The 13,052-nt window shown below is 66.0% G+C and carries 14 protein-coding genes and 1 riboswitch; of the genes, 7 read left to right on the top strand and 7 right to left on the bottom strand.

The features are described 5' to 3' along the window. Window positions 1-56: 56 nt before the first annotated feature. A complete protein-coding gene (locus HF684_RS03760) occupies window positions 57-704 on the bottom strand; it encodes a HutD family protein (protein WP_169251406.1) in 648 nt (215 codons plus the stop codon). Between the two features lie 47 nt (window positions 705-751). After that, window positions 752-1,114: a VOC family protein gene (locus tag HF684_RS03755; protein ID WP_169251405.1), complete on the bottom strand. Its 363-nt coding sequence runs from the start codon at window positions 1,112-1,114 to the stop codon at window positions 752-754. A 128-nt stretch (window positions 1,115-1,242) separates the two neighbouring features. Between HF684_RS03755 and HF684_RS03750 the strand changes: the two genes are divergently transcribed. The 5 genes from HF684_RS03750 (at window position 1,243) to HF684_RS03730 (ending at window position 6,307) form a co-directional block, all read left to right on the top strand. Further along, window positions 1,243-2,259, top strand: coding sequence for an alpha-L-glutamate ligase (locus HF684_RS03750; protein ID WP_169251404.1), 1,017 nt, complete (start codon window positions 1,243-1,245; stop codon window positions 2,257-2,259). Continuing rightward, complete coding sequence (locus tag HF684_RS03745) at window positions 2,253-2,933, top strand: uridine kinase (RefSeq protein ID WP_169251403.1); 681 nt, start codon at window positions 2,253-2,255, stop codon at window positions 2,931-2,933. Before HF684_RS03750 ends, HF684_RS03745 begins: the two co-directional genes overlap by 7 nt. Before the next feature lie 43 nt (window positions 2,934-2,976). After that, a riboswitch (TPP riboswitch) is annotated at window positions 2,977-3,083 on the top strand. Further along, window positions 3,078-3,767 (top strand): TenA family protein, encoded by a 690-nt coding sequence (locus HF684_RS03740; RefSeq protein ID WP_169251402.1) that lies wholly within the window; start codon window positions 3,078-3,080, stop codon window positions 3,765-3,767. It overlaps the preceding riboswitch by 6 nt. Before the next feature lie 64 nt (window positions 3,768-3,831). Then, window positions 3,832-5,313, top strand: a complete 1,482-nt coding sequence (locus tag HF684_RS03735; RefSeq protein ID WP_169251401.1) for an NAD(P)/FAD-dependent oxidoreductase — start codon at window positions 3,832-3,834, stop codon at window positions 5,311-5,313. A gap of 115 nt (window positions 5,314-5,428) precedes the next feature. Next, window positions 5,429-6,307: a GyrI-like domain-containing protein gene (locus HF684_RS03730; RefSeq protein ID WP_169251400.1), complete on the top strand. Its 879-nt coding sequence runs from the start codon at window positions 5,429-5,431 to the stop codon at window positions 6,305-6,307. A 659-nt stretch (window positions 6,308-6,966) separates the two neighbouring features. On the opposite strand, the gene HF684_RS03725 is transcribed toward HF684_RS03730, so the two are convergent. After that, complete coding sequence (locus tag HF684_RS03725; protein ID WP_169251399.1) at window positions 6,967-7,929, bottom strand: EamA family transporter; 963 nt, start codon at window positions 7,927-7,929, stop codon at window positions 6,967-6,969. Between the two features lie 72 nt (window positions 7,930-8,001). Here HF684_RS03725 and HF684_RS03720 point away from each other — a divergent pair, with 72 nt between their 5' ends. Then, window positions 8,002-8,922: a LysR family transcriptional regulator gene (locus HF684_RS03720; protein WP_248279103.1), complete on the top strand. Its 921-nt coding sequence runs from the start codon at window positions 8,002-8,004 to the stop codon at window positions 8,920-8,922. 11 nt (window positions 8,923-8,933) lie between these two features. On the opposite strand, the gene HF684_RS03715 is transcribed toward HF684_RS03720, so the two are convergent. The 3 genes from HF684_RS03715 to HF684_RS03705 form a co-directional block, all read right to left on the bottom strand. Further along, on the bottom strand, window positions 8,934-9,809 hold the full coding sequence (locus HF684_RS03715) for a hypothetical protein (protein WP_248279102.1): 876 nt from the start codon (window positions 9,807-9,809) through the stop codon (window positions 8,934-8,936). Beyond that, window positions 9,806-10,357, bottom strand: coding sequence for a hypothetical protein (locus HF684_RS03710; RefSeq protein WP_169251397.1), 552 nt, complete (start codon window positions 10,355-10,357; stop codon window positions 9,806-9,808). Before HF684_RS03710 ends, HF684_RS03715 begins: the two co-directional genes overlap by 4 nt. Window positions 10,358-10,486: 129 nt before the next feature. Continuing rightward, a complete protein-coding gene (locus tag HF684_RS03705) occupies window positions 10,487-11,302 on the bottom strand; it encodes a hypothetical protein (RefSeq protein ID WP_101555960.1) in 816 nt (271 codons plus the stop codon). Window positions 11,303-11,429: 127 nt separating this feature from the next. Here HF684_RS03705 and HF684_RS03700 point away from each other — a divergent pair, with 127 nt between their 5' ends. After that, window positions 11,430-11,639, top strand: coding sequence for a DUF3073 domain-containing protein (locus tag HF684_RS03700; RefSeq protein ID WP_169251396.1), 210 nt, complete (start codon window positions 11,430-11,432; stop codon window positions 11,637-11,639). Window positions 11,640-11,953: 314 nt separating this feature from the next. Here the strand turns inward: HF684_RS03700 and purM are convergent, their stop codons facing one another. Beyond that, a complete protein-coding gene (gene purM, locus HF684_RS03695; RefSeq protein ID WP_169251395.1) occupies window positions 11,954-13,051 on the bottom strand; it encodes a phosphoribosylformylglycinamidine cyclo-ligase in 1,098 nt (365 codons plus the stop codon). Window position 13,052 lies beyond the last annotated feature (1 nt).

The following is a 13,052-nucleotide window of genomic DNA, read 5'->3' as shown; positions in this document are numbered from 1 at the left end:
ACCTGGGATGATGCGCGCGAATGTGACGCCGGGGACAATCGGCTCCCACCGATTTCTCAGATGTGTTCGTCGCACCTGCCGGTGTGGAGAACGACCACCGAGACCTCATCTGGAACAGCCTCACCCGGGTCGAGTTCGAACAGCTGAAAACGAGGGAAATCGACGTCGGCTTCGACAGTGAGCACCAACCGGATTCCGTCGGCTGGAACCGGCCGACCGATGACCATCTGCAGCTCGCCAGAAGCAGAATCGGATTCTCTGCCCGAGTCAGCGCCTGAGCCAGTGCCCGAGTCAGCGCCTGAGCCAGTGCCCGAGCCAACGCCCGTGTCGGCACCAGCGTCGCAGGCGACGTCGTCTGTGCTGTCATCGGCGACCATGAGGTTGACGGCGAAGCAGGGGTCGGCCAAATCGACGAGGCTCACGTTCTGCTCTCCGTGGAAGTGCACCGGTCGGAGGGCCGGCACGCGATGCACGTGACCGTCGATCTCAAGGGCCACCTCGGCGGTGGGCAGGAAGGTGCGCGCCATTCCGGGCAGGGCTGAGAACGGGCCCACACGTTCGAGCCTGGCGATGCTCAATCGCCAGGGGTGAAGACCTGGAGTCAGCTCCACCGAATCCGTCAGCCCGACGAGCTCGGTGGTCTGACCGCCGCCGTTGGCCCACGGAACGGGATCACGGTCGGCGAAGGAGGCGAGCGCGCGCATGACTCAGCGCGCCGTGGGCGGGTGGGGCCGCCTCGGCGATGGCGCGGTCATCCCTTGCACAGGCAGAACGGGTGACCGGCCGGGTCGAGGAACACTCGGAACGTTTCTCCCGGCTGTTCGGGGGCTTTGCCTGCACCGATCTCGAGCACAGCCTCCTCGGCGACGTCGAGATCGTCGACCATGACGTCGAGGTGCATCTGCTGCGGGTGGGCCTGACCGGGCCAACTGGGTGCGTGATAGTCCTCGACCTGTTGGATGCAGATCGGCGGCCAGGAATTGGAGACGACTTCTGCCCAGGTGCCGTCCTCGTCGACGGTGACAGACCAATCCAGGAGTTTGCCGTAGAACTCCGCGAGTTCACCGGCGTCGGGGGCGTCGAGCACGACAACGGGCTGCTTTGCGATAGCCATGTCCCGAGTCTACGCCGCCGCACTGACACGACGAAGGCCTGGACACCAGGGCGTAGGATTGTTGAGCAGATCCGCCGATGCTTCCGAATACTCTCGGTCGCATCGGCTCCCGACAGTGAAGGTGCGCGATGAGTTCTCATACCCTGCCCGTCGGCGACGCTCCCGCGGTGCACATCATCCACGACAATCAGGAATGGATCGCTCCGTTCACGGATGCGCTCGACCGCCTCGGCGTCGCCCATGTCGAATGGCTGCTGCCCGAGACCACGATCGATCTTGCCGCCGAACCTCCTGCCGGCCTGTTCTGGTCGCGGCTGTCGGCGTCGGCGCACACCCGCACCGATCCGCAGGTGAAGGAGTACGGGCGAGCGGTCCTCGACTGGCTCGCCGCCGCCGGCCGCCGAGTCATCAACGGTCGCGACGTCTACGAGCTCGAGGTGAGCAAGATCCGACAGCATCGCGAGCTGGCCGGCCAGGGCCTCGACGTGCCACGCACCGCGGCCGCGTTCGGATCGCAGGCGCTCGTCGAGGCGGCTGCCGGCTTCACTCCCCCGTTCATCACCAAGCACAATCAGGGCGGCAAGGGCCTCGGTGTGCGCCGTTTCGACTCCCTCGCCGAGCTCGAGGCAGCCGCCGATGAGTTCGCGCCCGGTGGCACGAATGCGCCGATCGACGGAATCACGCTCATCCAGGAATATGTGCAGCCGGCTCAGCCGTTCATCACCCGCGCCGAGTTCATCGGCGGACGTTTCCACTATGCGGTGCGCGTCGACGTCTCAGGTGGGTCGTTCGAACTGTGCCCGGCCGATGCCTGCGAGGTCCCGGGTGCCGGGGCCAGCCCGGACGTTCCCCAGTTCGCCCGTCGAAACGACGTCACGGCCGCAACCCCGCTCATCGCGCGCCTCGAGACGCTGCTCTCAGGTCTCGGCATCGAGATCGCCGGCATCGAGTTCATCGAAACCGCCGACGGCCGCGAGGTCGTCTACGACATCAATACGAACACGAACTACAACCCGTCGGTCGAGTCCGCCGAACTGTCGGCCGGCCGGCAGCCAGCCGTTGACCGGATAGCGCAGTACGTGTCCGACACCCTCGCCGAGGCGTCCCCGCCGTCGGTGTCCCCCGCCGGGTCCGCAGCGTGGTGAGTTCCCGGGCCCGAGTTCTGATCGATCTGCTGGCAGAGCTGCGCACCGTCCGGCCGGGGCAACGTGCCCTCATTGCCCTCGATGGGGTCGATGGGGCCGGGAAGACGATGCTCGCTCACGAGCTCGTGAAGTTGGCCAAGACCGCTGCGGACGTTCCTGGACAAGATTCCCACCGACGGGTCGCCGCCATCAGCATCGACGGCTTCCACCATCCTCGGGAAATCCGCTACGCCCACGGCAAGGGACCAGACACTTTCTATCGTCATTCCTACGACTACGAAGCTTTCGTCGAGTCCGTCGTCGAACCGTTTCGTCGAGGTGATGCGATCGTTCCAGCTGTGTGGGACGTCGACGAGGACGGTCCGCTGGCGCCGGAGCCTCGGAGTCTGCCGAAGGACTGCATCCTCCTCGTCGAGGGGATCTTCCTCCACCGTCCCGAGTTGGTGGGTCTCTGGGATGCGAGCATGTGGGTCGAGGTGCCGTTCGAAATCTCAGTACCACGCGGAAACGAGCGGTTTGCCGGAGGTTTCGCCGCCGATCCCGAGGCCGCGTCGAATCATCGCTACGTCGGCGGTCAGCGTCTCTACTTCTCCGAGGCAGCTCCGTGGGAGAAGGCAACATGGGTGCTCGACAATCGCGATCTGGATCGGCCAGTCCTGACCTGCCGGAACTGATTCGATCACTCTGGCAACAGTTCTTGTCGCGGGTGATAGTGTCGAAGTCCTACAGGGGAGCGCCGAGCGAGCCGGCGCTGAGAGTGCATATGCAGACCCTTTGAACCTGATCCGGTGAGCACCGGCGGAGGGAGTGGAATCGCAATGACCACCACAGACTTGGACACGTCGATCAGCGTGGCCGCTGACGGAGCGGTATCGGCACTGCTGCGATCAACCAGCCGGCAATGGGCGGAGGCCGTCGACCACCGGTTCGTCAGGGAACTGTTCGCCGGTACCGTCGACGACACCGTCTTGCGCGACTATCTGGTGCAGGACTATCAGTTCTTCGAATCGTTCCTGTCCATGCTCGGCGCCTGCGTGGCCCATGCCGATGAGCTCGACGCGAAGCTGCGATTCGCCCGACAGTTGGGCATGCTCGTCGCCGACGAGGACACGTATTTCGTCGATTCCTTCGCCGAGTTGGGAGTCGCGCCCGCCGCCTACCTCCACCCCGAACTGACCATACCGACGGCGGGCTTCCGCGATCTCATGGATGCTGCTGTCGCCTCGGCGTCGTATCCGCAGCTGCTCGTCGTCCTCGTCGTCGCCGAATGGCTCTACCTCGACTGGGCCGAGTCCCGTGAGGAGATGCCGAAGCGGCAGGTTCACCGAGGATGGATCGACCTCCACCGAGGCGAGGCCTTCCGCGAGTGGGTGCAGTTCCTCGTCGACGAGCTCGAACGTGTGTTCCCGACCGACGACGAGGGCGCAGAGGCCGAGACCCTGAACCGCACCTGGAATCAGGCCGTCGATCTCGAACGCGCCTTCTTCGACACCGCCTACGGCAGCTGAGCCGCACTCAGCCGCCCGGGACTGCGCATCTCGGCCGCCCAGCCCACTGGCCTAGACTGGCCTCATGAGCACAGGTGTTGATGCAGTCGTCGTCGGATCTGGTCCCAACGGCATGTCTGCCGCGGTCACTCTGGCCCGGGCCGGACTCTCCGTCGAGGTGTTCGAAGCTGAAGCCACGATTGGCGGTGGTGCCCGCACACTCGACCTCGGCCTGGCACCCGGCATCACCCACGACATCTGCTCGGCCGTTCATCCCCTGGCGATCGCCAGCCCCTTCTTCGTCGACTTCGACCTGCGCGCCCGCGGCATGGAGCTGACCACCCCCGAGATCTCCTACGCCCAACCCCTCGACGGGAAACCGGCCGCGCTGGCCTTCCACGATCTCGACGAAACGGTCGACCGCCTCGGCGAGGCGGGACCGGAATGGCGGCGATTCTTCGCCCCGTTGCTCGACCGTGTCGATGACGCGATCTGGCTCTCCCTCGGTGACAAACGCTCCGTGCCCGAGACCCTCCGCGATGTTCCCGGCATTGCGAACGTCGTGAAATTCGGTCTGCGGCTCCTGTCCCAGGCCAGCCCCGCGTGGAACATTCCGCTGTCCCACGAGTCGACGCAGTCCCTGTTCACCGGGGTCGCCGCGCACGCCATCGGCGGGCTGCCGGCGATGGGCACCGCGGCGACGGCCACGATGCTCTCCACGGTCGCCCATGCCGGAGGCTGGCCCTCCCCCATCGGCGGATCTCAAGCGATCATCGACCACCTCGTCGCCGATCTCGAAGCTCACGGTGGCACCGTGCACGCGAACGCCCCGATCACCCACGTCACCGACCTGCCCAAGGGCCGCGCCTACCTGCTCGACACCTCGGCGCTGAACGCCGCTCAGATCTTCTCCGGCCTGCTGCCGGCCCACGTCGACACGAGCCTGCGAACGTTCAAGCACGGCAACGCCGCGGCCAAGGTCGACTTCGTCCTCAATGGTCCGGTCCCCTGGTCCGACCCCGAGGTCGGCCGTGCCGGAACGATCCACGTGGGCGGCTCACGTGCGCAGATGGCCGCCGCCGAGGCGCAGGTGATGAATGGACGGATGCCCGACCATCCCGTGTGCCTCGTCTCCGACCCGACCGTGTTCGACCCCTCCCGCGAGGTGAACGGCCTGCGGCCGCTGTGGACGTACGCGCACGTGCCCTTCGATTGCCCGCTCGATCCGACCGAATACGTGACACGGCAGATCGAACGCTTCGCCCCGGGCTTCCGCGACCGCATCGTCGCCCACAACGCCATCCCCGCCTCCGAGATGGCCGGGCACAACCAGAACTACATCGGCGGGGACATCGCCACCGGCGTCGTGTCCTTCTACCGGATGATGGCTCGCCCGCGCCTGACCTGGGACTCCTACAGCCTCGGCGTGCCCGGGGCGTTCCTGTGTTCGGCGGCGACCCCGCCGGCCCCGGGCGTACACGGAATGAACGGCTGGTTCGCCGCACGCCGAGCGCTGAAGACCCGCTTCGGAATCGACGAGGCACCCAGCCTGGCACCGGGCGACTGACGGAGTGCGTCCCCGCAGGGACGCACCACCATCCCAAACCTGATCGAATCGGGCACAGATTGTCGGGCGGGACACCCTGGGCCACGGGAAGTATGGATGAGTGAAGGGAGAGATCGTGATCGCTGAACTCAATACACTCATCGACGCCATCGAGTCGAACCTGACTGCCGATTCCGCGGAGTCCGTCGAGATCGGTGCGCTGGCCGCCAGGCTCGGCACGACCGAGTATCACCTGCGGCGGATGTTCTCATCGCTGGCGGGAATTCCGCTCTCGGAATATGTCCGCAGGCGCAGAATGACCGTCGCCGCCGGTGACGTCATCGACGGCGAGGATCTGCTGAGTGTAGCCGTGCGGTACGGATACGGATCGACGGAGGCATTCACGCGCGCCTTTCGGTCCGTCCACGGTACGGCTCCGTCCGAGGCTCTGCGAAATGGCGGTCCCCTTCGCAGCCAACAGTCACTCAGGTTCCGCCTGACGATCGAAGGGAGTTCGACCATGGACACCAGAATCATCGACCACCCCGCATTCGCACTCATCGGCCATGCTGTGCGTGTGCCGCTCATCCACGAAGGAGAGAACCCGCACATCCGCGAGTTCGTCGCTTCACTCCCGCACACCGAGCACGCACGGCTCAGAACGCTGTCGGACACGACCCCGACAGGACTACTTCAGGTCACGGACGGGGTGGATCCGGACTACCGAGAAGGAACCGACCTCACCTACCTCCACGGGGTCGCGGTCTCAGCGGCCGCCTCGGCGCCGGAGGACCTCGATGTCATTGATGTCCCGGCGGGGATGTGGGCCGTCTTCACGGCACACGGCCCGTACCCGCAGGCGCTTCAGGACACGTGGGCGGCCACGGCCGGCGAATGGTTCCCATCGAATCCGTGGCGGCTGCGTCCGGGGCCTTCGATCGTGTCGATTCTCGATCGCGCCGAGGATTTCAGAACGGCGACGACCGAACTCTGGCTGCCGGTGGAACGGGACTGACTCAGCTCCGCAGCCACCGGTCGGCATCGTCGTCGCAATGCCGGTCAACCACCTCGGGGGCGGTGTCGATGACGTCGTTCAGCCCCGAACGTCGTATCCAGGTGCCAGCCCGCCATGAGGCTCGCGGGCCGATCATCGGTATTGCCCGCGGTGGGGATCGTCTCCGGTTCCTCGCCGAGGTGACCCTGCCCTTCCCCCTGGAAGGTGAGGGCCGAGGTGGACTCCGTCGAACTCCTCGGACACCTGTGACCAGTCCGGGATGACCCAACGGCCCTTGCGGCCGGTGGCCTCGAACCAGGTCTGACGGCGTTGGGCGGCGACATCGGCGGGCCCTACGTCATTCGGCTCGGATTCTGGTTCCCGCTGTGATTCCGAACCCGCACCGCACGGCTGCAGACGGTCGCGGCGACCCCTGCACCTTTTCGACGGGAGAGCCGGCGGCGCATGCGGCGCTGCGGAGCTCAGCCAGGGCACGCGCTTCCGCTGTGAGAGGTTCGGCCCAGGCGCCGAATTCGTCATCGTGCCCGCGCTGGGCCAGCCCGAACACGAGCGAGCGTCCCCACGGGGACGGCAGCAGATCTTCAACGGTGAGTCGGTGGTCCGACCCGGTTCGGTGCTCTTCCGGGATGGCCATGGCATCCAGACTCTGTGAGGTCTTCTCAACCTACCCTGACGAATTCCTGCCCGTCGGAATCCTCTTCGTCCGGGCTCACGGGGGCGACCACTTCGGCGACGGCGAGGATCCGGGCACCCTTCGCTGCCTTGAACCCGGCGCCGAGGACTCCGATGATGATGAGGACAGCCCCGCACAGTTCCCCGAGTGTCACGGTCTCCCCGAGGACCAGCCATGCCGCGCTCATTCCGACCACAGGCACGAGCATCGAGAACGGAGCGACGATGCCGGCAGGATTGCGTGACATCAGCCACGACCAGATGCCGGAGCCGAGGATGGTCGCGATGACCACGGTGTAGATCAACCCCGCCGCGCCGAGCAGGCCGGTCGGTGTGCCCAGTGTCGTCATCGAACCGCCGATCGCGGCCGGTCCCTCGACCACGAGGGAGATGAGAAGCATCGGAAGCGGTGGGACGATCGACATCCACATCGTGAACTTCACCGGCTCGACCGAATGTGCCTGCCGATTGCTGATATTGCCGATCGCCCACCCGAACGCTCCGGCCAGCGTGAGGAGGAAGGGGAGGAAGCTCGCTGATGAGTCGAGGCGCTGCCAGCCGACGACCCCCAGTCCGGCCATCGCGACGAGCAGGAACACCATCTGCGAAGCACGGACCCTTTCCTGCAGGAACGTCATCCCGAGCAGCACGGTGAAGGGCCCAGACGCCTGAAGGACGAGGGAGGCCAGCCCCGTGGGCATACCGGTGGCCATCGCCCAATAGAGGAACGCGAACTGGAGCACACCGAAGCCGAACCCGTATCCGAGGATCCACCGGAACTTCACATCCGGCTTCGGCACGAACAGGAGCGCTGGCAGCGCGAGTACGGCGAAACGCAGGGCGACGAGGAAGAACGGCGGGAACTGGTCCAGCGAGAGATCGATCGCAAGGAAGTTCAGTCCCCACATCACCGCCACCGAGGCGGCGAGCAGACAGTGTTTGAATGACATGTCCTCATTCTCGAACCCGATCAGAGTGAAGCACAATCGCAGAATACTGAATCTACTCTGTAGCATACCTTCATGGTCATCGATCCGAAGCATCTCGAACTGCTCCGCCTGTTTGACGAGTACGGCAGCGTCAGCGCCGTCGCCGACGTCACCCATCGCTCCCCCTCGGCTGTCTCGCAGCAGCTGCGGCAGGCCGGTCGCGAGATCGACCGCACCCTCGTCGAACCCGCCGGACGCGGACTCACCCTCACCGCCGCAGGCAGACTGCTCGCACGGGGAGGACGGGACGTGGCCCGCACGCTCGCCCGAGTGCAAGCACAGTGGGAGGGCCACCTCGGCGAGGCCGCCGGAGAGATCGGCCTGGCCGGACTGCCGAGCGCTCTCACCCACCTCCTCCCCGACGCGCTGCGCCGGCTGCGCGAGGAACATCCGCGCATCGACCTTCGCATGGACGATGTCGATCTCGCCGAGCACGAGTTCGCAGGGCTCACCAGGGATGTCGACATCGTCGTCGCGCACAGCCTCGTCGCCGAACGCCCCATCGGCACGGACGGACTCACCGTGGTCCCGCTGGCACGCGAACCCATCGACGTCGCTCTTGCCGTCGACCATCCGCTCGCCGGACGCACCGAACTGAGCCCTGACGACGTCGCCGGATGCCGCTGGGTGGGAGTGCCTCGGGGTTACCCCTTCGACACGATCCTCACCTCGATCGAACACGTGACGGGGCACGACCTCGACGTCGTCCAGCGGATCCGGGACAACCGGCTCATCGAAGCGATCGTCGCCTCCTCGGACCAGGTCGCGCTCCTTCCCCGGTTCACGACCCCGCGCGATGCGGGACTCTCACTTCTGCCGTTGACGGGGGTGACGACGACGCGCTGGATCGTCGCGGTGATGCGGCCGGACACAGCCGAGCGGGTTGCGGTGCGCGCGGTGATCGGCGCGCTCAGCCAGGTCGAGGAATCTGCGGTCTCACCGTCTGCGGGCTGAGGCCAGTTGCTTCAGGCGCGGGCGAAGCGCCGCGGCACGAGTCTCTCCAGCGGCAGGAACGCCGTCCAGCAGATGACGGTCGGCAGGAAGTGGATGCCCAGCGCGAGATACGTCATGAGGTGGAAGAGGAAGAAGAATGCCACGGCCCCGTAGAGCCACTTGCCCTTGAGGAACAGGACGACCGGTGAGAGGAACTCGAAGACGAGTGTCGCCCATTGCGCGGCGATGAGGAGGCCGGGCATCTCGAGGAACGGCTTCGACCATTCGGCGCCGCGGCGCATGAGCGCCCAGATGATGACCGCCCCGTTGGCCCAGTGGGTGATGTTGCCCGAGGCGATCCACTTCATGAGCACCGAGTAGAAGTAGGTGAGGACGACGGCGATCTGCACGATGCGCAGCGCCCAGCCGGCCCGCGCCGAGGCGGTGCCGACGTCCCGGAAGCGCGCCGCTCCGATCGTCGGCAGGACGAAGGCGGCGATGACGAGCGCCATATGGTCGTGCGCGACGTAGCCGTAGCCCTGCGTGTAGAACATCCACGCCCCGAAGCTGATCGCCACGGCCCACCCGCTGAGGCGCTGGAGGATTCCTGCGGCGGCGAGGAGGGAGAAGACGATGATGAGGGTGAGCAGGAGCTGCGCGCCGAGGACGCTGACGGCGGGGATGTGGAGGAACCTCGCCAACCACAGCGGCTGGTAGAACTCGGGCGTCCAACCGTGGGCGATGACGTCACCGGAGATCGTGAGCACATCGATGATGATGAAGACGTAGATGAAGACGCGGAACACGGCCACTCGGGCCAGGGGGACCTCGGGCATGAACCAGCGGAGGACCGGATTGGTGGGGGTCGCCTCGGCGGGGGTGGCCGTCAGGGTCGGGGTGCGGCTCATCGGACCTCCCATGTCGCCAGTGTCGTCTGTTCGGGTTCACCGACGGCCAGGCCGTTCTTCAGCTGCGTGGTGGTGCGGCAGAGGATCATCGTCTCCGGTTTCGGTTCGTCCGGATGCAGCCGGATGTACGAGTCGGCCATCGACTGCAGGAGTTCGGGTTGGGCGATGACCCGATCGAGCTGGGATTCGACGTCGCCGCGTTCGATGCCGACGGTCGCGGTGTTGAACCCGAGGCGGCGCGGTTCGTCCTCGCCGGGGAACTGAGCTTCGAGGCACGTGGAGTTCACGGTGCCGTTGAGGTCTTTGGCGGTGGCGTACTGGGTGAGCGATCCGAGCGGGAAGAAGTCGTTCGTGTTGAGGAACTGTCCGCAGGTGAGGATGACGAAGGCAATCGCGGGCACGACGATGCGCCAGCCGATGGAGACCTTCGACAGCGGTTTCACCCGCGTCGCGGGTTTCGACCGGGCGGACGGTCCCGTGCCGGGGCCATCGGACGCGCCGGCAGCGGGGTCCTGGCTTGTCAGGAGGCGGCGCTTCTTCTCTTCCATACGCTTACAGGACTCGTCCTCTCGGGTGCGGCTCGTTCGCAGACAATCCTATCCGCCCCAATTGCTACCTGACGGCGGCTGAGCAACCTGGCGCGAGGTTGCTGGGCCGCCGTCAGGTAGTAAGAGGGGTCAGGAGCTGCGGGCGTAGAGGTTGAGCTGCTCCCACCCGGCCGCATACTTCTGGAAGGCGGCGACCGCGGACTCGGAATCGTTGTTGCTCAGCGCAGTCACCCACGAGTCGACGAGTTCCGCGGCTTCGCTCGGCCACAGCACATCGGACATCCCGCCGAGGTCGAGCTCGAGGATCGAGTTCATATCGAAGGTGTCGATCCACTCGGCCAGAACCGAGGTCTGCTCGACCATATCGACGACCTTCGAGGTGTCCGCGATCGTCTCCGAGGCCCATTCCATCCGCGCCGAGGCGGCCAGGATGTCCGTGCGGATGAGCACGCGCAGGCCCTCGTCGGTCTCCTCGGTGATGATCTGATCCTCGGTCAGGGAGAAGAACAGCCACCACGACGGCGGCACGTCCCAGGCCGAGACGCGGGTGAAGATCCTGGTGTCCTTGGCGTCCTGCAGCCACTCCGCGCGACGGCTGGCGGCACGTCTCCGGGCGGACTTCGGAGCGACGATGTCCAAGGTCGCCTTCGAGGTGTGTTCGGCCAGCGAATCGAGCGCCTCCCACCCGCGGATGTCCTCCTGAGCGGGGCAGAAACGGTCGACCCCGTCCGCGGTCTGAGACGCCGGAAGGAAGATCGGAGTGCGCCGAAACGAATCGGCCACGGGCGACGGGGGCAGGGAGATCAGGCGCTTGTCAGCGTCGTGGGAAATCTGCTCCTCGATGCGTGACCGGTTGTCCTCCACCTGCCTATCTTGCAATTCGGAATGCACCACAAGAGGTTCGAAGATCCGCAGGGTGACGACATAATCGCGACGGTAGGCCATGGGTTCAGCCTATCCAAGGTCCACTCACAAAATGGAACTTCCCAGTATGAACAGGTAGGATTTAAGCGCATAGCAGAGATCTAGTCCGGGGCAATCGGTCCCATCGACGACGGAGGGGGTCACGCCAGTGGGTCGCGGCCGCGCAAAGGCAAAGCAGATCAAGGTAGCTCGGAAGCTGAAGTACTACAGCCCGGATACCGACCTTAATAGACTCCAGCAGGAGCTGGGCGCCGACGCGCACAAGTCTGGTCCGTCCGATCCGTACGACGATGAACCCGACTACTCGGCTTACGCCGACAAGTACAACGTCGACGATGACGACGAGTACGAGGACTGAACTCGGATGAGTCCAGCCGCATACGGCTGATCTGACACGCACAGAGGGCGGGGACTTCGGTCCCCGCCCTCTGTCGTACGCCCGGGCATCCCTCGCCGAGGCGGCCGTGCCCTCACGCGCATCACGCACCGTTGCGTGCAATTCCTCCGCGTACCTGGCCATCACGCACCGCAAGCAGCACACCCCCGTGCAGGAACACGAGGGTGTGAGACCAACGGTGTGAGAAGCCTCTGCGCCGAGGGTGTGAGACTAACGGTGAGGGATGCACCGCGATCAGGGCCAGCCGGCTGTGCGGGGCCCGGCGACCGCGGCCCTTACTGCAGGATCGCGGCGCCGCCGTCGACGCCTTTGGCGCCCTGCACATAGTAGGGATCACGCGCCAGAGATCCGTCATCGGCGGCGACGTCGCCGAGCACCCAGGCTCCGGGGCTCGCGGCGAGGACACCGTCGACGGATGCTGCGTCGACGACGAGGACCATGCCGACGCCGAGGTTCCAGGTGCGTTCACGGTCGTCCTGCGGCACTCCGCCGAGCTCGCCGAGCACGGAGAACACCGCCGGGATCTCCCAAGAGGCCCGCGACATCCTGGCGACCAGACCCTGCGGAAGCACCCTGGCCACATTGGCCGACAGTCCCCCGCCGGTGACGTGCGAGACCGAATGGACGGCATCGGGCAGTGCGTCGAAGAGAGCAGCGAGTTCGCCGGTGTAGACATGGGTGGGAACGAGCAGCTCCTCACCGAGGGTGCGGCCGAACTCCGCGACCTGCCTGTCCAGGCCCCATCCCGCCTCGGCGATGATGTGGCGGACCAGGGAGTACCCGTTGGAGTGGATGCCCGAGGACGGCAGACCGATGAGCACGTCCCCGTCGCGGACCTTCTCCGGCCCGAGCAGCTTCGACGCCTCGACGACACCCGTGGCGGCACCGGCGACATCGTATTCGTCCGCCCCGAGCAGACCCGGGTGTTCGGCGGTCTCCCCGCCGACCAGTGCGACACCGGCCGAAGCGCAGGCGTCGGCGATGCCGCGCACGATATCGGCGATGCGTTCGGCCACGACCTTGCCGCAGGCGATGTAGTCGGTCATGAACAGGGGGCGGGCACCACAGACGATGATGTCGTCGACGACCATGCCGACGAGGTCGTAGCCGATGGTGTCGTGCTTATCCATGGCTTGAGCGATGGCGACCTTCGTACCGACGCCATCGGTCGACGAGGCGAGCAGCGGACGGTCGAAGTCCTTGAGCACGGAGACGTCGAAGAGTCCGGCGAATCCGCCCATCCCACCGACGACCGAGGAGTTGTGGGTGGCCGAGACCGCGGCCTTCATGAGTTCGACGGCGCGGTCTCCGGCCTCGACGTCGACGCCTGCGGCGGCATAGGTGGTGGACTTCGGGTTCGCGTCGGAACTCAAC

The sequence above is a fragment of the Brevibacterium sp. 'Marine' genome, assembly GCF_012844365.1.
Lineage (GTDB): Bacteria > Actinomycetota > Actinomycetes > Actinomycetales > Brevibacteriaceae > Brevibacterium.
The sequence above is the reverse complement of the archived record's forward strand: the minus strand, read 5'-3'. Positions and strand labels throughout refer to the sequence as shown.